Origin of the sequence: Corynebacterium sp. HMSC074C01, assembly GCF_001814605.1 — a bacterium.
Classification (GTDB): Bacteria; Actinomycetota; Actinomycetes; order Mycobacteriales; family Mycobacteriaceae; genus Corynebacterium.
This window is the reverse complement of record NZ_KV817269.1, coordinates 183396-202810: the sequence shown is the minus strand read 5'-3', so window position 1 is coordinate 202810 and position 19415 is coordinate 183396. Positions and strand designations below refer to the sequence as shown.

18 protein-coding genes are annotated in these 19415 nt (G+C 61.4%); 5 read left to right on the top strand and 13 right to left on the bottom strand.

Features of this window, described 5'->3' with window-relative positions; translation table 11 throughout:
- Window positions 1–95: 95 nt before the first annotated feature.
- The 12 genes from HMPREF2978_RS03300 to pyrR all read right to left on the bottom strand — a co-directional run bounded on the left by HMPREF2978_RS03300 (window position 96) and on the right by pyrR (window position 14856).
- Window positions 96–2138 carry a primosomal protein N' gene (locus tag HMPREF2978_RS03300; protein WP_070744075.1) on the bottom strand — a complete coding sequence of 681 codons (2043 nt, stop codon included), beginning with the start codon at window positions 2136–2138 and terminating at the stop codon, window positions 96–98.
- Between the two features lie 11 nt (window positions 2139–2149).
- Window positions 2150–3373, bottom strand: a complete 1224-nt coding sequence (gene metK, locus HMPREF2978_RS03295) for a methionine adenosyltransferase (protein ID WP_070528473.1) — start codon at window positions 3371–3373, stop codon at window positions 2150–2152.
- Window positions 3374–3488: 115 nt separating this feature from the next.
- On the bottom strand, window positions 3489–4748 hold the full coding sequence (coaBC, locus tag HMPREF2978_RS03290) for a bifunctional phosphopantothenoylcysteine decarboxylase/phosphopantothenate--cysteine ligase CoaBC (RefSeq protein ID WP_070744073.1): 1260 nt from the start codon (window positions 4746–4748) through the stop codon (window positions 3489–3491).
- Window positions 4749–4910: 162 nt separating this feature from the next.
- Complete coding sequence (gene rpoZ / locus HMPREF2978_RS03285) at window positions 4911–5213, bottom strand: DNA-directed RNA polymerase subunit omega (RefSeq protein WP_010186799.1); 303 nt, start codon at window positions 5211–5213, stop codon at window positions 4911–4913.
- 38 nt (window positions 5214–5251) lie between these two features.
- Entirely contained in the window at window positions 5252–5821 is a 570-nt protein-coding gene (gene gmk / locus HMPREF2978_RS03280) for a guanylate kinase (protein WP_010186800.1), read from the bottom strand.
- Window positions 5822–5829: 8 nt separating this feature from the next.
- Window positions 5830–6150, bottom strand: a complete 321-nt coding sequence (gene mihF / locus HMPREF2978_RS03275) for an integration host factor, actinobacterial type (protein ID WP_010186801.1) — start codon at window positions 6148–6150, stop codon at window positions 5830–5832.
- Between the two features lie 270 nt (window positions 6151–6420).
- The gene (gene pyrF / locus HMPREF2978_RS03270; protein WP_070528478.1) at window positions 6421–7269 is read right to left on the bottom strand and encodes an orotidine-5'-phosphate decarboxylase; all 849 of its coding nucleotides are present in this window, start codon (window positions 7267–7269) and stop codon (window positions 6421–6423) included.
- Entirely contained in the window at window positions 7253–10594 is a 3342-nt protein-coding gene (gene carB, locus HMPREF2978_RS03265) for a carbamoyl-phosphate synthase large subunit (protein WP_070528481.1), read from the bottom strand. Before carB ends, pyrF begins: the two co-directional genes overlap by 17 nt.
- Before the next feature lie 30 nt (window positions 10595–10624).
- The gene (carA, locus tag HMPREF2978_RS03260) at window positions 10625–11788 is read right to left on the bottom strand and encodes a glutamine-hydrolyzing carbamoyl-phosphate synthase small subunit (RefSeq protein WP_070528483.1); all 1164 of its coding nucleotides are present in this window, start codon (window positions 11786–11788) and stop codon (window positions 10625–10627) included.
- A 105-nt stretch (window positions 11789–11893) separates the two neighbouring features.
- Complete coding sequence (locus tag HMPREF2978_RS03255) at window positions 11894–13249, bottom strand: dihydroorotase (RefSeq protein WP_070744072.1); 1356 nt, start codon at window positions 13247–13249, stop codon at window positions 11894–11896.
- Between the two features lie 44 nt (window positions 13250–13293).
- Window positions 13294–14265: an aspartate carbamoyltransferase catalytic subunit gene (locus HMPREF2978_RS03250; protein ID WP_070744070.1), complete on the bottom strand. Its 972-nt coding sequence runs from the start codon at window positions 14263–14265 to the stop codon at window positions 13294–13296.
- A complete protein-coding gene (gene pyrR / locus HMPREF2978_RS03245) occupies window positions 14266–14856 on the bottom strand; it encodes a bifunctional pyr operon transcriptional regulator/uracil phosphoribosyltransferase PyrR (RefSeq protein WP_070524339.1) in 591 nt (196 codons plus the stop codon). It lies immediately after the preceding gene.
- 160 nt (window positions 14857–15016) lie between these two features.
- Between pyrR and HMPREF2978_RS03240 the strand changes: the two genes are divergently transcribed.
- The 5 genes from HMPREF2978_RS03240 to HMPREF2978_RS03220 are packed head-to-tail and all read left to right on the top strand — an operon-like array spanning window position 15017 to window position 18532.
- A complete protein-coding gene (locus HMPREF2978_RS03240) occupies window positions 15017–16414 on the top strand; it encodes a TIGR01777 family oxidoreductase (RefSeq protein ID WP_070528491.1) in 1398 nt (465 codons plus the stop codon).
- Between the two features lie 28 nt (window positions 16415–16442).
- Window positions 16443–16958, top strand: coding sequence for a YbjN domain-containing protein (locus tag HMPREF2978_RS03235; protein WP_070528493.1), 516 nt, complete (start codon window positions 16443–16445; stop codon window positions 16956–16958).
- Entirely contained in the window at window positions 16951–17472 is a 522-nt protein-coding gene (locus tag HMPREF2978_RS03230; protein ID WP_070444961.1) for a YbjN domain-containing protein, read from the top strand. The genes HMPREF2978_RS03235 and HMPREF2978_RS03230 overlap by 8 nt, the downstream gene beginning before the upstream one ends.
- Window positions 17469–18005, top strand: a complete 537-nt coding sequence (locus tag HMPREF2978_RS03225) for a hypothetical protein (protein WP_070744068.1) — start codon at window positions 17469–17471, stop codon at window positions 18003–18005. Before HMPREF2978_RS03230 ends, HMPREF2978_RS03225 begins: the two co-directional genes overlap by 4 nt.
- Window positions 18002–18532 (top strand): YbjN domain-containing protein, encoded by a 531-nt coding sequence (locus HMPREF2978_RS03220; RefSeq protein WP_070528501.1) that lies wholly within the window; start codon window positions 18002–18004, stop codon window positions 18530–18532. The genes HMPREF2978_RS03225 and HMPREF2978_RS03220 overlap by 4 nt, the downstream gene beginning before the upstream one ends.
- A gap of 3 nt (window positions 18533–18535) precedes the next feature.
- Here HMPREF2978_RS03220 and HMPREF2978_RS03215 read toward each other — a convergent pair whose 3' ends face one another.
- Window positions 18536–19390 carry a PPK2 family polyphosphate kinase gene (locus HMPREF2978_RS03215; RefSeq protein WP_210383649.1) on the bottom strand — a complete coding sequence of 285 codons (855 nt, stop codon included), beginning with the start codon at window positions 19388–19390 and terminating at the stop codon, window positions 18536–18538.
- Window positions 19391–19415: the final 25 nt, after the last annotated feature.

Genomic DNA, 19415 nt, shown 5'->3' with positions numbered 1-19415 from the left:
AGTAGTACTCCTCGAGGGCTAAACAGTGTGTCGGCTACCGAGAATAGTTCACCTCCAGCAGCGCATGCCCGCCAGGGGTGAAAAGGAAGCACCAGTTAACCAATGTTGATTGGGTCTACGGTGATGCGCAGCGGCAACACATCCTTGCGTGCACTGCGCACGGAATTAGCCCTTCTCAAAGCCTGACCAAGCTCTGAACGCGGACCTAGCGGGGTACGAATCAGTAGGCGCTGCGGCTCACCGCCGCGCTCATGGTCATAGTCACCTGGCAAGCTCACTCCCGGCGGCAACGGGACGGGTCCGAGAAGCTCCGCATGTTCCGGAAGTTCCGCCAACTCCAAAAATGCATCGAGGGAGGCATCGGCGCCGTCGACGGCCGCCATATGCACGGCCGGTGGAAAGCGTACCTCACGGCGTGCCTGCAATTCTGCTGCTGCAGCCCCCACCATGTCCCAGCGGCTCAAGAAGCCCACTAGTGGCAGCTGCTCATCGGCGGCAACAATCACCGCACCGCCGTCGCGAGCCGGCGCGACGAGAGTGGCCGCAGCCGCCCACTTGGCCAAAGTGTCCTCCGTGGCTCGCAGATCCTGGCGGCCCAGCAGCGCCCCGGTTTCCACCAAGAGAGCGGCGCCATAGAGCCCGCCCTCCGCGATGCGCGGTTCCGCGCCGGGTGTGGCGATAACCAGCGCGGGGCCGGCTGGGATCTCATCGAGGATGGTGGCGCCGCCCGACTGAATCACCCTGGTATTAGGAAAAGCGCGGCCCATCTCTTCCGCTGTGCGCTCAGACCCCAGCACGATGGCGCGCAGCCGCGGCGAGCCGCATTCGGAGCACCGATAATGCGCGTCGACGCGCCCACACCACCGGCACGTGGGCAGCGCAGCCGAATCTGTCGATTCATCCCTCGAAGCACCAGCGGAAGGCAGGCCTAAGGGGCCATTGCAATGGCGGCAACGCGCCGGGGACGCACAGTGCCCACACGCCAAAATCGGCGCGTATCCCTTACGCGGGACCTGCACGAGAACGGGCTCACCGCGATCGAGCGCTGCACGTGTGGCCTGAAATGCCGGGCCGCTGACAGCCGTGGTCCCGCCCTGCATGTGGCGGGCCAGATTAATCCCGTACGCACCCACCGCAAGGATATTGGGGCGCCTCTTCTCCAGCGCCGTATCGCTAGGGAGAAGATCGTGAGCCCACCCCGATTCAACAAGCAACTGTGCTTCTGAGGTGCGCGCATGGCCGGCAAGGATAAGGCTGCAGCCTTCCTGCGCCGAGCGAGTGCTGAGCACCTCCCGCGAATGGGCATAGGGCTTGAGGTTATCTACCAAATTATCGTCGCCGTCATTGAGAACAACGGCCAGCTTGAGGTCCTTGACTGGGGCGAAGGCTGCGGAGCGAGTACCAATGACGATCCGTGCTTGACCAGTTAAGGCGGAAAGGTAGCGACGATAACGGGCCTGGGGCCCAGTACTATGTGCGAGGACAGTGATCTGTTTGGCGGAGACGTGGCGGCGAAACGCCGCCTCCAGGCAATCCAAGTCACGCTGATCGGGGACGACCATGAGCACGCCCCCGCCCTGCAGCGCCACGCTGGTGCCGAGGGCTGCCAAAGCGCCGGCCCAGTCTTCCCCGGGTGCAATCTGCCAGGCTGCCCGGGCAATGTGCCCCGACAAAACCGAATCTACGAAGGACTCACCGTGCTGATAGCCCGACCACGCGGAGAGATCCGGATGCTCGGCAGTACCAAGTTCCTCCCACGGCGTATCGACGTCCGCTTCTTCGGCCTTGGCGTGGCGCGCCGGGATCGCGGTGCGAATGATGTCGGAGCGCACGCCGCCATAACGCGCCGCGAGGGATTCGATGAGCGCCGACATTGTCGGGGTGTACACCGAGTAGGGAGAAATGACGCGGTCGATATAGCGAAGCGAACCCGCGTAGTCGGAATCGCTAGCTCGCGACAACAAGATGGCGTCTACCAGACGGCCGTTGAACCGGATACGCACCCGTACTCCGGGCTGGGCTGCCTGTGAGTCCGATTCATCGATGAGGTAATCGAACTCTCGGTCTAGGTGAGCTACCCCTAACAAAGGCAACACCCGCGCAACCGGTTGCTGGGCGGCGGGTGTCTTCTTGGGCATAGGGCCCGATTCTACAGGTCGACGGCGCGGCGCAGGTCGTCGGCTCGCGAGGTGTCCTCCCACGGCAGTTCGACATCGGTGCGCCCGAAGTGTCCGTAGGCTGCAGTCTGGCGATAGATTGGGCGCTGGAGGTCGAGCTCGCGAATAATCGCGGCTGGGCGCAGGTCGAAGACCCTATTTACCGCTGTCTGAATGTCAGCATCGCTCAAACCCTCGTGGGCAGTGCCGAAGGTCTCCACATACAGACCGACCGGCTTTGCACGTCCAATGGCGTAGGCAACCTGTACCTCGGCGCGGTCTGCCAAGCCAGCGGCCACGATGTTCTTAGCCACCCAGCGCATAGCGTAAGCCGCGGAACGGTCCACCTTGCTTGGGTCCTTACCGGAGAACGCACCGCCGCCGTGGCGAGCCATACCGCCGTAGGTATCCACGATGATCTTGCGGCCGGTCAAGCCCGCATCACCCATCGGCCCACCCAGAATGAAGGAACCGGATGGGTTGATGAGAAGCTCAGTGTCTTCGGTGTAGTACTGGCTCAAGTCAGCATCGTTCACGACCCACTCGACGACGTGGGTGCGAAGTTGCTCGGCCAACCACTCCTGGGTCACTTCCGGATCATGCTGCGTGGAGATGACGATCGTCTCCAAGCGCGTCGGCACATCATTTTCGTCGTAAGCGAAGGTGACCTGAGTCTTTCCATCCGGGCGCAGCGAAGGCACAATGCCTTCCTTACGGACGTGGGTAAGACGGCGCGAAAGGTGGTGAGCCGTCGAAATCGGCAGCGGCATAAACTCTGGAGTTTCGTTCGTTGCGTAGCCGAACATGAGGCCCTGATCACCAGCGCCATACTGGTCATCATCCTCAAACGTTCCCGAACGCACCTCTGTGGAGGCGTCGACGCCGGCCCCAATCTCTTGGGACTGTTCACCAATGGCCACGTTGACACCACAGGTATGGCCATCAAAGCCCACATCGGAAGAGGTAAAACCGATCTCTACGAGGGTCTTGCGGACGATCTGCGGGATTTCAACATAACCGGAGGTACGCACCTCGCCCACGACGTGGACTTGGCCCGTCGTCACGAGGGTCTCCACAGCAACGTGGGCGTCAGGATCTTCCTCCAGAAGGGCGTCAAGAATGGCGTCCGAGATCGCGTCACAAATCTTATCCGGGTGACCTTCTGTCACGGATTCGCTAGTAAAAAGGCGCACTGCCTGAGCAGCTTTATCAGTCACAAATCTTCCTTAAACTAATTCTGCGCGCCGTGGGCAGGACTTCGCCTCGCCCACGCCTCGGCTGTTAACACCGCCCCATCGTAGACCAAGCGGTCTACAGCTGCAAGAACGAGTGCTACTTTTCCAATATTTCATTCACCACATCAAGAATCTGTGCGGCCACAACCTGCTTTGAGCCCGGGGCAACCACCACTGGGTCGGAAGAGCGACGAAGGATCCACCCGGCACTTGTGGCTTGGCCAAAGACCTTGCCCTCCCCGACCTCGTTAGCCATGAGCACATCACAGCCCTTCTTCATAAACTTCTGCTGGGCATACTCGAGCACGCTAGTAGTCTTATCACCAGTCTCGGCAGCAAAGCCAACGATGATTGCCTCGCGCTTTAGTTCACCATTCTCTCGCCGCTGCACCAGCCCCTTGAGTATGTCCGGGTTCTCCACTAGCTCCAGGCTAGCCAAATCATCATCGGCTGCGCCCTTCTTCATCTTCGAATCCGCGACGGACGCTGGACGGTAGTCGGCGACAGCCGCGGCCATGATAATGATGTCGGCATCGGCAGCTTCCCTATTCATCGCCTCCTGCATATCCCGCGTCGATGTCACGCGCACCACGGAAGCGCCTGCAGGGATGGGAAGCGCTTCAGTATTTCCAGCGACAATAGTGACATCCGCCCCGCGTTGCGCAGCGATCTCCGCCAAAGCAAAGCCCTGGCGTCCAGAAGAGCGGTTGCCAACGTAGCGCACTGGATCGAGGTTCTCTTGGGTACCTCCGGCAGAGATCACAACCTTCCGGCCCTGCCAATCATGCTCCACGCGGTACCCCGCGATAATCGTGCGAGCAAACTCAGCTATCTGCTCCGGATCCGGCAGGCGGCCGGCACCCGTATCCGTGCCGGTGAGACGACCATGCGCCGGCTCCATCACGGTGATGCCGCGGCGGCGGAGCGTGGCCACATTCTCCTGGGTTGCTGGGTTCAGCCACATCTCAGTATGCATTGCGGGGGCAATGATGACGGGGCACGTAGCAACGAGAATAGAAGCGCTCAACAGGTCGTCAGCGCGGCCACAGGCCAACCGTGCGATAAGATCCGCGGTGGCAGGGGCAATGACGACCGCATCAGCCTGCTGCCCCAAGGAAACGTGTTGGACCTCATCCACGGCATCAAAGACGGTTGTGGAGACGGGATGTCCTGACAAAGCTTCGAAGGTGGCTGCCCCTACGAAGTTCAACGCGGCCTCCGTGGGAACGACGCGAACATCATCGCCGTGCTCTTTAAAATCCCGAATAAGGTGACACGCCTTATAGGCAGCAATTCCGCCTGCCACGCCGACAAGGATCCGGCGGCTCCCCGTGGACTTGGCCGGCGCAGGTCTCAACTCTGAACTATCTGGGGATTTCTGTACGTCCTTCACTCGGCCGATAGTACCCAAGACACAGCAAACCCACCGAAGCGTCTGGGAAACACTTGGGTGGGTTTTGATTCAGAATGGCGCTAAGACACTTGAAGAAGATGCCCTTTTGCCTTCACGATGAACGGGCTAGTTGCCTTCCTCGTGGTCCAGCAGGCCAGCGTCAATCTCGCGGAGGGCGATGGACAGCGGCTTCTCACCCGGTTCCGGGGTTACCAGCGGTCCGACGAACTCAAAGACGCCTTCATCCTGTTCCTGGTAGTAGCTGTTGATCTGGCGTGCGCGCTTAGCGGCGAAGATCACCAGAGCGTACTTGGACGAGACCTTGCCCAGCAGTTCATCAATCGGCGGATCGGTAATACCCGTCGGCGGATCGAATACTGGCTCCGGCTTCACGGCCTCAGAATTGGCAGGTGTGGTCACGTTGGTCACATGCACCTTTACTGTTGGTAGATGGTCAAAATCGTGGTCTATCCACGCAGGATAGCACTAATTGCAGCAACGGCCTCATCGAGATCTTCATTCACAACGATGTGGTCGAATTCCTTTTGCGCGGCAAGTTCCGTCTCTGCAGTATGCAGTCTGCGGTCAATGACATCCTGCGGTTCGGTCCCGCGCCCAGTCAGGCGTTCAACCAGAACTTCCCAGGACGGTGGGGCAAGAAACACGGTTTCCGCCTCCGGCATCGCCGCCTTCACGTTGCGAGCGCCTGCAAGATCAACCTCCACCAACACCGGACGGCCGGCCGCCATCGCTTCCTGCACCGGCTGAGCCGGCGTCCCGGAGCGCTGCAAACCACCGTGGATCTCAGCCCATTCGAGCATGTCACCGGCATCAATGTGTTCTTGGAAAGCCTCCGGGGAGACAAAGAAGTAATCCACCCCATCAGTCTCGCCGGGACGGGGTTGGCGCGTCGTCATTGAGACGCTGAAGTAGAGGTTGTCAACATCATCACGCAGGCGCGAAACCACAGTGGACTTACCCACAGCGGACGGCCCGGCCAAAACGACCAGGCGCCCGCGTGCAGTTTCGTCAGCCATTGTGCTAATTACTCGCCGTAGCCGAAACGCTCGAGCAGGGCGCGACGCTGACGGTCACCCAGGCCACGCAGGCGGCGGGTCTGAGCAATCTCCAGGTCCTCCATGATTTCCTTGGCCTTGACCTTGCCAACCTTCGGCAGAGCCTCGAGGAGAGCGGAGACCTTGGTCTTGCCGATGATCTCGTCGGTCTCGGCCTTCTCCAGAACTTCCTGCAGGTTGGTCTCGCCGCGCTTCAGCGCAGCCTTGAGCTCAGCGCGAGCCTTGCGGGCCTCAGCGGCCTTTGCGAGAGCTTCTTTGCGCTGCTCATCTGTCAACTTGGGAAGGGCCACGGGTTTCCTCCGATTTCATTAGTACGAACATTGTCATCTGATGGCTAGCACCAGAATCTCGGCTCACGGTGGGAAGATTTCCCCAGCGCGGGATAGCTTTTGCTACCTCCACGAACCGACTTCTGGCAATCCTAGCACTGGTCTGTACGCGGTGACGTAACGCGGCCCCTTTCTTTTAAAGGTTCCTGCACGTCAACGCACATGCCTTAAACAAAATACCAGGTAAACAGCGCTCCTGTTAATCCAGCGCGCTGTTAATTACCCGTCGTCTTAGTCCCGAAACTCTGAGGCGGTGTCGATAACGGCTTTGCGCAGGTCAGTAACCTCGGGGCCCGCCGAAAGGATGGCCCTGGAGACGTTAGCAAAGCCCAGTTCAGGCGCCGCAGAGGTGAGTTGCCTAACATCTGCCGGCGTTGCGCCTTGCGCACCGACGCCCGGCAGCAGCACTGGGCCGTTTAATTGGTCTAATGCAGGCGGAGCCTCCAACGTCGCGCCCACGACCACGCCGAGAGCACCCACGGTGTTGTTTGGCCCCGCCGCAGACGCATTGCGCTGAGCAAGCTCATCGACGACTCGTTGCGCCACGCTGCGGCCGCCCACGCTCAGCGACTGCAACGCCACGGCCTCTGGGTTAGAGGTTGCCGCAAGGACGAAGACTCCACGCCCAGTGTCCTCCGCTAGGTCGAAGACTGGCCTCAATGCACCCACGCCGAGGTAGGGCGAGACCGTTACTGCATCGGAACACAACGGCGAGTCCTCCCCCAGCCAGGCCTGTGCGTAGCCGGCCATGGTGGAACCGATGTCTCCGCGCTTAGCATCGGCCAGGCTAAGACAGCCCTGTTCCCGAAGGCCCGCCAGGGCCTCCTCGAGTACTGCGAAGCCGCGGGAGCCGAAACGCTCAAAAAAGGCCACCTGCGGCTTCACCACCGCGGCGGTCTCGGCGAAGGCTTCCACGCAACGCAACGTAAACGTGCGCAAACCGTCCACATCAACCGACAGGCCCCAGGCCTCCAGCAGGTGCGGGTGCGGGTCGATGCCCACGCACAGGCGCCCGCGCTCCGCACCGGCTGCCACGAGGCGTTCACCGAAAGACGGCGTCTTCCTAGTTTGCTGGGTCATGCTCAAGCTCCTGCAGCGCGCGTACCTTGAGGTCTCCGCGCCGCAAGGCCTCGATGCCCTGCACGGCGGCGGTCACGCCCTGGACGGTGGTCACCAACGGAATGCCCACAGATACGGCAGCAGCGCGGATGTCATAGCCGTCGTGCCGGGCGCCGGCGGAGCCTGCCGGGGTGTTGAGGATGAGATCAACCTTTCCAGCGAGAATCTGGTCCACGATGGACTCCTCGCCTTCCGTGGCCTCCGAGACCTTCACCGCCACCTCGCACTCCACGCCGTTGCGACGCAACATCTGCGCAGTACCTGCCGTAGCGACGATGGTGTAGCCCATGTAGGCCAGCCGCTGAATCGGGAAGATAAGCGTGCGCTTATCGCGGTTAGCTACGGAGACGAACACGGTTCCCTCGGTGGGCAGCTCGCCGAAGGCGGCCATCTCACCCTTGGCATAGGCAGCGCCGAAGTTATCAGCCAAGCCCATCACCTCACCGGTGGACTTCATCTCCGGCGAGAGCAAGGTATCCAGCAGCTGGCCGTCGGGGCGACGGAAGCGGTTGAACGGCAACACAGCTTCCTTGACGGCAATCGGGTGCTCTAGCGGCAGGGAACCACCGTCGTAAGTCGACGGGATGATGCCTTCTTCGCGCAGCTCGGCGATGGACGCCCCCAGCATGACGCGCGCGGCGGCCTTGGCCAGCGGCACGCCGGTGGCCTTGGAGACGAAAGGCACGGTGCGGGAGGCACGAGGGTTGGCCTCGATGACGTAAAGAGTGTCATCCTTCAGGGCGTACTGAACGTTCATCAGGCCCTTGACGCCGATGCCGTGCGCTAGGCGACGCGTCGACTCCCGCACCTTCTCAATATCCTCCGGGCCCAGCGTCATCGGCGGCAGCGCGCAGGAAGAGTCACCGGAGTGAATACCGGCTTCCTCGATGTGCTCCATCACGCCGCCGAGGTATACCTCTTCACCGTCGCACAGCGCGTCGACGTCGATCTCAATGGCGTTATCCAGGAAGCGGTCAACCAGGACGGGGTGATCCGAGGTGATCTCGGTAGCGCGCTCAATGTAATCGCGCAGCGAATCTTCGTCGTAGACGATCTCCATGCCGCGGCCACCCAGCACGTAGGACGGGCGGACCAGCACCGGGTACCCGATGTTTGCGGCAACCTGACGCGCCTCTTCAAAGGAGGTAGCGGTGCCGAAGGCCGGTGCGGGCAGCTCGGCTTCGGCGAGAACCGTGCCGAATTCACCGCGGTCCTCGGCCAAGTCGATGGCGGCGGCCGAGGTTCCCACGACCGGAACGCCAGCAGCCGTCAGGCGCTCAGCCAGGCCCAGCGGGGTCTGTCCACCCAGCTGAACGATGACGCCGGCAACCTCACCACATGCAGCTTCCGCGTGATAGACCTCCATGACATCCTCGAAAGTCAGCGGCTCGAAGTAGAGTCGGTCTGCAGTGTCATAGTCAGTCGACACCGTCTCTGGGTTGCAGTTAACCATAACCGTCTCGTAGCCCTCACGGGAAAGCTCCAGCGCTGCGTGCACGCAAGAGTAATCAAACTCGATGCCCTGACCGATGCGGTTCGGGCCAGAGCCCAAGATGATGACCTTGCCCTTAGTCTTCTCGTCGCTTGCGCGGACCTCGGACTCAGCGTTCGGGTCCATTTCATAAGCGCTGTAGTGGTACGGGGTCTGGGCCTCAAACTCACCCGCACAAGTATCAACGGTCTTGTACACCGGGCGAATGCCCAAAGACCAGCGCAGGGAACGCACGCCATCTTCACCGGCGAACTCTGGGCGAAGAGCAGCAATCTGGGCGTCGGACAGGCCGAAGACCTTAGCGCGGCGCAGTAATTCAGCGTCCAGGACCGGCGCGCTCACGAGCTCCTCGCGGAACTCTACGAGCGCCTCAAGTTCGGCAAGGAACCACGGGTCAATGTGCGAGTGCTCGTGCAACTGCTCCACCGTGGCACCGAGGCGCAGAGCCAACTCGACATCGTAGATGCGGCCCTCGGTCGGGCGCTCCAGGTCCTTGAGAACGGCCTCCACGTCCGTTGCGCGCTCCCCAGCGAAGTACTCATCCGGCTTGGTCCAGAAGCCAGAAGGCTTGCCCTCCAGCGAGCGCATGACCTTATTCAGGCCAGAGATGTAGTTGCGGCCGATACCCATGGCCTCGCCCACAGACTTCATCGTGGTGGTCAGGGTGTCATCGGCGCCCGGGAACTTCTCGAAAGCAAAGCGCGGAGCCTTGACAATGACATAGTCAAGCGTTGGCTCGAAGGCCGCCGGGGTCACGCCGGTGATATCGTTGCGCACCTCATCCAGGGTGTAGCCAATAGCCAGCTTGGCAGCCAGCTTGGCAATCGGGAAACCTGTGGCCTTAGAGGCCAGCGCGGAAGAGCGGGACACGCGCGGGTTCATCTCAATGGTGATGATGCGGCCGTCATCCGGGTTTACAGCGAACTGGATATTGCAGCCGCCGGTGTCAACGCCGACCTCGCGGATGATGGCGATACCCTGGTCGCGCATCTTCTGGTACTCGCGGTCCGTGAGGGTCAATGCTGGGGCCACGGTAACGGAATCACCGGTGTGAACGCCGAGGGCGTCGACGTTCTCGATGGAGGCGATGACCACCACGTTATCGTCGCCGTCACGCATGAGCTCAAGCTCGAACTCCTTCCAGCCCAGGATGGACTCCTCAATGAGGACGTTCGCCTCCGGCGAGGCAGCTAAGCCGCCGCCAGCAATGCGCTCAAGGTCCTCCTCGTTGAAGGCCAGACCAGAGCCCAGGCCGCCCATGGTGAAGGAGGGGCGTACAACGACCGGGAGGCCAAGCTCAGCGACGGTCTCGTGGACCTCCTCCATCGTGTGGCACACACGGGAGCGCGCGGATTCACCGCCGATGGAGGCGACAATATCCTTGAACTTCTGGCGGTCCTCGCCACGCTCGATGGCGTCGATATCAGCACCGATGAGCTCGATATCGTACTTCTTCAGAATACCCAGGCGGTCCAGCTGCACCGCGGCGTTCAGAGCGGTCTGGCCGCCGAGTGTGGCCAGCACCGCGTCGATTGGGTTTCCCTCTTCCTTTTCCTTCTGGAAGATCTTCTCAATGAACTCAGGCTCAATGGGCTCCACGTAGGTGTGGTCGGCGAATTCCGGGTCCGTCATGATCGTTGCCGGGTTGGAGTTGACCAGCGTGACGCGCAGGCCTTCTTCCTTGAGCACGCGGCAGGCTTGGGTGCCGGAGTAGTCAAACTCGCAGGCCTGACCAATAACAATCGGACCGGAGCCGATAACCAGGACGTGATTGATGTCGTTGCGCTTTGGCATGTGTTGCTTCTTCCTCTTCCTGGTTGCGTTCTACTTGTTCGGGGACTTTTCAGTCATGAGCTCGATGAACTGGTCAAAGAGCGGGTTGGCATCGTGTGGGCCGGCGGCGGACTCCGGGTGGTACTGCACGGAGTAGGCCATGCCATCCTTGAGCGCAACGCCTTCGATGGTGTTGTCGTTGAGGCAGGTGTGGGAGACCACTGCTGGGCCGAAGTCGGTATCGAATTCCTCACCGGCCGGGTCTTCCTTGCCCGAGGGGCTGGCCAAGGCAAAGCCGTGGTTCTGGGAGGTGATATCGATCTTTCCGGTGAGCTGGTTGCGCACCGGAACGTTGATGCCGCGGTGGCCGAATTTCAGCTTGTAGGTCTCCATACCCAGCGCACGGCCGAGGATCTGGTTGCCAAAGCAGATGCCGAAGAAGGGGTACTTGGCAGCAAGGATGTCGCGGACGATGCCGACCATGGTGTCAGCGGTAGCCGGGTCGCCCGGGCCGTTGGAGACAAACACGCCATCTGGGTTGTACTGCTTGATCTCCTCGAACGGGGTGTTGGCGGGAACCACGATGGTCTCGATGCCACGCTCGGCGAAGTTTTTCGGGGTGGCGGTCTTGACTCCCATGTCATAGGCCACGACGGTGAAGCGCTTCTCCCCTACTGGCGGGAAGGTGTAGACCTCATCGGTCGAGACCTCTGCGGACAAGTCGAGTCCAGCCATGGAAGGTTGGTTCTTGACCTCAGCGATGAGCTCATCGACGTCCCTCTCAGCAGCCTCGCCGGAGAAGATGCCGGCCTTGATTGAGCCGTGATTGCGCAGGTGGCGCACCAACGTGCGCGTATCGATTCCGCCAATGCCGATGATTCCCTGCTTCTCCATCTCCTCCGACAGAGAGCGGGCGGCACGCCAGTTGGAGACGCGGCGGGCCAGATCACGGATAACGAGGCCGGCGACCCAGATTTTGTCGTCGTGGGACTCGTTGTCCTCATCGTTCCAGCCCGTATTGCCAATCTGCGGCGCGGAGGCGACGACGATCTGGCGATGGTAAGACGGGTCCGTCATGGTCTCCTGGTAGCCCGTCATGGCGGTGGTGAAGACTGCCTCGCCCAGGGTCGTACCGGTGGCGCCGAAGCCGAAGCCTCGGAAGGTGCGGCCATCAGCGAGGACCAGGATGGCGGGGGTGGTGGTAGTGGAAGTCACTGTGTGTTGAACCTTTCAGTGAATTTTCTCGGTGAAGGGTTGGGTGTGTGGGGATGTGCGTTGGTTACTTAAGTGTCGAGCAACTCTGATTGTCGATTATCCCGATTACTCGGCCGCCTCGCTGGCGCTTTCAGCAGCAAGGTCGTAGGTCACTGCGCCACGCAGGATGGTGTAGGCCACTCGTGCACCGAATTCCTCCCCCTCATAGGGGTTATTCTCCGACTTCGACGCCAGGCGCGTGGAATCCGATACCCACTCGTGCTCGGGATCAACGATGGTGAGGTTGGCTGGCTCGCCTACCGCAATCGGGCGGCCATGACCAGGCAAGCGAGTAATCTCTGCCGGACGCTCCGACATGACGCGGGCGACGAAGCGCCAGTCAGCCAGGCCGGTGGCGACGAAGAGCTTGGCGATGACCGCCAGGGAGGATTCCAAGCCCAGCATGCCCGGCTTAGCGTGCTCGAACTCGACGCACTTGTCTTCGCTGCCGTGCGGCGCGTGGTCGGTCGCTACGACGTCGATAAGCCCGTCAAGCAATGCTTGGCGCAGGGCCAGGGTGTCGGATTCCTCCCGCAGCGGTGGGTTGACGCGGAAGACGCCGTCGTAGGTCACCAGCTTGTCATCGGTCAACAGCAGGTGGTGCGGGGTCACCTCTGCAGTCAGCGGGATGCCCTGTTCCTTGGCCCACTTGAGCAGCTCGACGGTGCCCTTCGTCGAAGCGTGGCAGATGTGCATGCGGTTGCCGTAGTCACGCGCGAGCAGTGCATCGCGGGCGACGATGGATTCCTCGGCCACACGCGGCCAGCCACGCAAGCCTAGGCGGGCTGCAACCTCGCCCTCGTGGGCGCTCGCGCCTTCGGTCATGCGGTGATCTTCTGCGTGCTGGGCCAGCAAGACGTCAAGCCCCTTGGCATATTCCAAGGCACGGCGCATGAGCTGCGGGTCTTGGACGCACTTGCCGTCGTCGGAGAACATGCGCACCTTGGCATCCGAGCGGGCCATCATGCCGAACTCGGTCAGCGTTTTACCCTCCAAGCCCTTCGTGATGGAGCCAACCGGATGGACGTCGCACAAACCGCGCGCCTGGCCCTTGGCCCAAACGGACTCCGCGATGATCGGCTGATCCGTGACCGGAGAGGTATTCGCCATGGTGAACACGGCAGTAAACCCGCCCTTGGCGGCGGCCCGCGAACCGGTCTCGATGGTCTCGGTGTCCTCGCGGCCCGGCTCACGCAGGTGGACGTGCATGTCCACCAGGCCTGGCAGCAGCACGTTGCCGCCACCGTCGATAGTGCGGTCCACGCCCTCCGCTGGGGTGATATCGATGCCGATGGCCTCGATAACGCCATCCTTGATCAGAAGGCTAGTGGGCTCGCCTTCGCCATAAGGGCGGACGTTGGCGATGAGCAAGGTGCCCGCCGCAGGAGCCGAGAGCACGCCGGTGTCTGGATAAGTAGTCATGGTTTCTGAAAAGCTCTCCTCGTTGGTATGTGAGATAACTCGATTTAGATACCGGCGTTCTCGCCGTTCGTGAGCAGCGTAAAGAGGGTGGCCATGCGCACATGGACGCCGTTGTTGACCTGCTGGAGCACTGCGGTGTTGTCATAGTCGGCCACGGCATAGTTGATCTCCATGCCACGAACCATGGGGCCTGGGTGCATGATGATGGCGTCCTTCTTCATGGCCGCAGCGCGATCTTTGGACAGCCCGTAGAGAGAGGCATATTCGCGATGCGAAGGGAAGAAGCCGCCGTTCATGCGCTCTGCCTGAACTCGAAGCATCATGACGACGTCCGCCTCGGACACCTCGGCGTCGAAGTCATGGGAGACCCGCACCGGCCAAGTGTCGACGCCGAAGGGCAGCAGCGTCGGCGGGGCGACGAGCGTGACGTCGGCTCCCAGGGTGGACAATAGGTCCACGTTGGAGCGCACGACGCGGGAGTGCAGGCAGTCACCGACGATGGTGACGTTCAGGCCCTCGAAGCCGGTGCCAGAAGCGGAGCGATCCGTACCAAGGTGTAGGCGCTGGCGCATCGTGACAGCGTCGAGAAGCGCCTGCGTGGGGTGCTGGTGGGCACCATCGCCGGCGTTAATCACGCTCGGTCCCTGTCCTCCCGGTGCTACCCAACCGGCCAGCTGCTGCGCCGCGCCGGAGGAAGGATGGCGGATGATGATGGCATCGGCGCCGATGGAGGTCAGCGTCAGCCCAGTGTCCTTGAGGGACTCGCCCTTCTTCACCGAGGAAGTCGAGGCAGACAGGTTGATGACATCCGCCGACATCCACTTTCCCGCCGTTTCAAAGGAGGAACGAGTACGGGTGGAGTTCTCATAGAACAACGTAAACACGGTTCGCCCGCGCAGGGTCGGCAGCTTCTTGACTTCGCGGCCGTCCAAAGCTTCCCGGAAACGGTCGGCCTCATCCATCAGCCCGAGGATCTCCTCGGCGCTGTGGTCGGCGATATTAATGAGGTGCTTCATTTATGCCTCCTTGCCGGGCTGTGCAGTGAAGCGGGTAAGAATGACGGCATCCCGGCCGTCGATGTCGGCGTTGTACACGGTGACGTCCTCGTCGCGTGCGGTGGGGATGTTCTTGCCCACGTAATCAGCACGGATGGGAACCTGGCGGTGTCCGCGGTCCACGAGGACGGCAAGTTGGATGATGTCGGGGCGCCCGATATCTGCCAGGGCATCCAACGCGGCGCGGATGGTGCGGCCGGAGTACAGCACATCATCAACAAGGATGACCGTGGCGCCGTTGATGCCACCGGCTGGGACTGTGGTGGGCTGCAATGCCCGGTGCGGGCGGGCATAAAGATCGTCGCGGTACAACGTGATGTCAAGGGAGCCCCAAGGAACCTCCACCCCGGAGAATTCCTCAATTTTTTCAGCGAGGCGCTGAGCCAAAGGCACGCCACCAGAGGGAATGCCTAAGAGCAGGACTCGAGGAGATTCACTCGAATCAAGCGCCGTTTTCTCAATGATCTGGTGCGCGATGCGTGCGACAGTACGCGCGACGTCTTTCGAGCTCAGCAGCTCGTTGGACTCCGCGTGGGTGCCGGTTTCACTCATCGTGACCTCCTTCCCCGCCTCACGGTGCGGTCTTTAAAGGATGTCGGACAATGGTTAATAGGACTTGTCTATGCTTGAAAGCCAGCACTAACCATAGCACTCTTCCGGCGTGCTGTGTACGCCCTCGCACCCCGAATCTTTTGAGGCAGGTCCCTAGACAGTGAGTTTTACTACCCAGCACGTTGTTCCAGCCCCGCGTGATGAGGTTTGGCAATGGCACACCCGTCCGGGAGCGCTCGCGCGCCTCACCGCGCCTTTCGGTTTCATGACTCCCCTGCGGCAGGCCGAGTCATTAGCTGATGGGACTTCTATCTTGGGGTTTCCTGGCGGCCTAAAATGGGTCGCCCGGCACGATTTGAGTAGGTATCAACCGCGGCGTTCCTTCGCTGATGTCTGTATCAACGCCCCCTTCCGTTCGCTGGCCAATTGGCGCCACGAACACTTCTTTGAGGACCACTCAGAGGGCACGCTCATCACCGACAAGGTGGATACCCGCATCCCCACGGGGCCAGTGGAATCGATTTTTGCGTACCGGCAGCAACAGCTTATTGAGGACTTTCGCTTTGCTCAGCGGCTGGGTGCTCTCAACGCCGAGCCCCGCACAATCGCAATAACCGGTACGCACGGCACGATAGGCACGGCTGTGGCCGCACAGCTCGGCACGTTGGGCCACACCGTCATTCCGCTCGTGCGCTCTAACCCGGGAGCCGGCGAGCGCCTGTGGCGGCCTACTTTGCCCGCCAAAAACTTGCTGGACGGCGTTGATATCCTCATCCACCTGGCCGGTGAGCCGATTTTCGGGCGTTTTAATACCGCGCACAAAGAAGCTATTCGGGATTCACGTGTAGGCCCTACTCACCTGCTGGCGCAGCTGGCGGCCGAAACATCCTCTGTGACCGCGATGGTCTGCGCCTCCGCGATCGGCATCTACGGTCCGGACCGGGGCGATGAAGTACTGACCGAAGACTCGGAGCGCGGTGAGGGCTTTCTGGCCGATGTCGTGGCGGCGTGGGAGGATGCCTGCGCGCCGGCACGTGAAGCCGGAAAACGAGTGGTGAACCTGCGCACCGGGATCGTGCAATCAGCCAACGCGGGAATCCTGCCGCTGCTGCGGGCGCTGTTTTCTACCGGACTGGGCGGCTCATTTGGCAAGGGCAACATGTGGAATAGCTGGGTCGCGCAGGATGATCTCTCAGATATGTTCGTCCGCGCCGCGCTCGACCCTGCCTGGAGCGGTGCCATCAACGCAGTCTCTCCCAACCCGGAGCTCAATCGCGATTATGTGGATGCCCTCGGCTCACTCCTTCATAGGCCGACCGTCATCCCCATTCCCAGTGTCGGTCCGGCGCTGCTGCTGGGTAAGGAAGGGGCACGTGAGCTGGCGCTGGCCAACCAAAAGGTTCTGCCCACCCGCGCGGAAGCGCTGAGCCATACCTTCCGCTACCCCGACATCGCTCCAGCGCTCGCCCATGAGCTCGGCGGTGAAAAACTCTTCGAGGCCCCCACCTGCGCACCCGAGGAAGACGGCTCCGGTAGTGTCGGGGCCGGAAAAGATTAAGAAAAATGTAGCGAAGTGAGTAGAAGAATTGACGGACACCACTAATCATGATGACGCGCAGCAGCGCCAGCTGGAGCCTGACACACCCATCGACGAAGTCAGCCTCGAGCGCATAGCGGAAATCTTTGAGTCAGAGGGCCTGGAATACCGCATCGAAGAGCAGAAGACCCAGGACGGCCAGACGGTCAACCTTTTGCGCACCGGCTTCTCCAACGCCGCCATAGCCTTCCAGCTGGTTGGTTCCTACCTCATCGTCGATTCCGTATGGCGCGGCTCTGTCCCCGCCTCCGAAGGCCCTGCGTTGCTCATGCACATCAATGCCTGGAACCAGGACCACTTCACGCCGACGTTCCGCTTCTTCGAGGCACCAGACAACGCTTTGGCGGTCTCGGGTGCGCGTGATCTGGACGTGACGCATGGTGCATCCCGCAACCAGCTCGGCGCGTTCGTCATGTCCACCCTGGATGCCGTGTTGCAGTCCTTCGAGTGGATTGAACAGCAGTACCCGCAGCTCGTCACCTGGAAGGAGCACAACCATGACTAATCCGACAACGCCTACCGCCGAGGATCCGCACGCACTACCAGAGGTCACCCTCGACCGCATCATCGAGGCAATGAAGACCTTCGACATCGAACTCGAGCCGGTCACCGGTCGCGACGACGCCGCTACAGCAAACCTCAACGGTCTGCCGTGCATGTTCGCCGTGCTGGAGAGCGTCGCCATCGTGCGTTGCGATGTACCAACGGACGTCAACTACGCCAAAGCTGACGCAGGCCTTTTCCTGGCAGCCAACCAGATTAACTCCGTGGCCATGGGTGCCCGCGCAGTGATCGCGGACTTCGACGGCATGCTCCTCGTACGCACCGAGGCTGACATTCCTTGCGCGGCCGGTATGACCGATGAACAACTCGCAGCCGCCCTACGCGCCTCCGTGGACGGCGTCATCAACGCCCAGAACGCCATGGTCGCCGCTGCCGAAGAAATGGCCAAGCTCGGTTCCGAGTCTGCCGCGCAGGCGGGCGAGGGTGCCGAGGGCGCTCAGGGTGAGCAGCAGTGACCGATCTCCACGTGGTTGAGCCGGTCACCATAGACAGGTTGGCGCAGTTGTGCGAGCTTATCGACGCCGACTATGCACTCATCGAGGCAACCCCAGAGCCAGAAGACGACGCTGGCGCTGGCGCTGCCGCTGCCGCCGACAGCGCCGAATCCGCGCGCCGCGTGCTGCAGACCGGTGTTCCCCATATCGCAGTGCACTGTGAGCTCGACCCTGAAGGCGAGGTACTCAGCGCCTTCGCCTCGTGGGAGGGCATTCTTCCGGCACACCTCGAGCCGGAGGTGGCCGCCGTGGTGGCGGAGTTGAACTGGGCCAGCGTTGCGCCCACCCTGAACTTCCTCGTAGAAGAGGATGCGAAGGGTAACGCGGAGATTCACCTAGGCGCCAACCGTGCCATGGCTGTGGGTGAAGGCCTCTCCTTGGCTCAGCTCGGTCATTTCCTGCTGAGTTCACTGGCCAGCTTCGCTGAGATCTTCGACATCGTGGCGCAGCGCTTCCCGCTGGCTGTCACCTGGGACAAGGAGGAGCAACCATGAGCCAGGACTGGAACCAGAACCAGAACACAACCGCCAGTTCCGATCCTTTCGACATTCTCTCCGGATCACCGCTGCCAGCCGTCGACCGGGACCGCGTGTTGAGCGTGCTCAACGGCGCCGAGCTGGATATGGCGGCCACCGCGCATCCTGAGGACGCGACAAGCGTAGTTGCCCGCCTTAACGACCTTGACTGGGTCATCACCGTGGAGGAGGGCCTCGTGCGCATCGAGAGCGTACTGTCCACACAGCTCGACGCTGACATGCTCCCCATCTTCCATGTCCTCTGCAACGAGTTCAATGCGGGCGCGTTCGATGGGCGCGCGCTCGTCGGGCTGTCTGAGGATGAGGTTGAGCTGCGCGGTGATGCATGCTTCGTCACCACTGCTGGTCTGAACGAGGACCAGCTCTTTCACGCACTCAACCTCGGCATCATCAATGCGCAAGAAGCGCTGCTGTCTGTTCTGGACGCGTTTAACGCCGCCGCCCGTGAGCTGGCCAGCGACGTCGATGGTACAGAGAGCGACTAGCTCTTAGTCAGCGTCCTTAATGCGCTGGCGCTCGACTTCCGGATCAAAGTCGGGCGCCGGCCATTCCAGGTCGAGGTGGCGCAGGAGATCCACGATGAGGAACTTCAGCGCCATCCGGGCATATTTCTTGTTATCGGTGGGGATGACGTACCAGGGTGCGTAGTTTTCGTCAGTACGTTGAATAGCATCCTGATAGGCCGCCATGTAGTCATCCCAATAGGCTCGTTCCTCCACATCGGAAGGGTCATACTTCCAGAACTTGTCTTCCCGATCCGTGCGCTCGAGCAAATTCTCCTTCTGGGCCTCCTTGGACAGGTGAAGGAAGATTTTGATGACCTTGACTCCCTTGGCTGTTAGTTCCAGCTCATAGTCGCGGATGGCCTCGATGCGCCGATCCACCTCTTCTTCATCCACCCACTCGTGCACGCGCTGAATGAGGACATCCTCATAGTGGGAGCGGTCGAAGGCCACGATTTGTCCCGGCTGCGGGTCGTGTTTGCGGATACGCCACAGGAAGTCATGCTCTAGCTCCTCTTCGGTAGGTTTACCGAAGCCCACAGTCGTGGTTCCTTGCGGGTCGAAGGTGCTCAATACGTGACGGATAGCCCCGCCTTTGCCCGAGGTATCCATGCCCTGCAGGACGATGAGCACCGCTGGGGCGTCCTCACCATAGCTGCGGCCGTTGGCAAAAAGTCGCTCCTGCAGCTCATAGAGCTCGTCATCGTACTTGGAGAAGCGGGCGTCGAGCGCCGCCTTATCGCCGTCGAAGCCCGGCGTTGCCGAAGCATCAACCGAGTCAATCTGAAAATTCTTGCCCGCGCGCAGGGCGAGCGCGTCCTCAATCTTGAATTTCGCCATGGACTCCACCATACCGAGACGCTGT

Excerpts from the sequence above, each read along its gene's own strand:
- HMPREF2978_RS03300 (WP_070744075.1), bottom strand. The coding sequence starts at position 2,138 with ATGCCCAAGAAGACACCCGCCGCCCAGCAACCGGTTGCGCGGGTGTTG.
- gmk (WP_010186800.1), bottom strand. The coding sequence starts at position 5,821 with ATGGCTGACGAAACTGCACGCGGGCGCCTGGTCGTTTTGGCCGGGCCG.
- pyrF (WP_070528478.1), bottom strand. The coding sequence starts at position 7,269 with ATGACCCAGCAAACTAGGAAGACGCCGTCTTTCGGTGAACGCCTCGTG.
- carB (WP_070528481.1), bottom strand. The coding sequence starts at position 10,594 with ATGCCAAAGCGCAACGACATCAATCACGTCCTGGTTATCGGCTCCGGT.
- HMPREF2978_RS03255 (WP_070744072.1), bottom strand. The coding sequence starts at position 13,249 with ATGACTACTTATCCAGACACCGGCGTGCTCTCGGCTCCTGCGGCGGGC.
- HMPREF2978_RS03250 (WP_070744070.1), bottom strand. The coding sequence starts at position 14,265 with ATGAAGCACCTCATTAATATCGCCGACCACAGCGCCGAGGAGATCCTC.
- pyrR (WP_070524339.1), bottom strand. The coding sequence starts at position 14,856 with ATGAGTGAAACCGGCACCCACGCGGAGTCCAACGAGCTGCTGAGCTCG.
- HMPREF2978_RS03230 (WP_070444961.1), top strand. The coding sequence starts at position 16,951 with ATGACTAATCCGACAACGCCTACCGCCGAGGATCCGCACGCACTACCA.
- HMPREF2978_RS03220 (WP_070528501.1), top strand. The coding sequence starts at position 18,002 with ATGAGCCAGGACTGGAACCAGAACCAGAACACAACCGCCAGTTCCGAT.
- HMPREF2978_RS03215 (WP_210383649.1), bottom strand. The coding sequence starts at position 19,390 with ATGGCGAAATTCAAGATTGAGGACGCGCTCGCCCTGCGCGCGGGCAAG.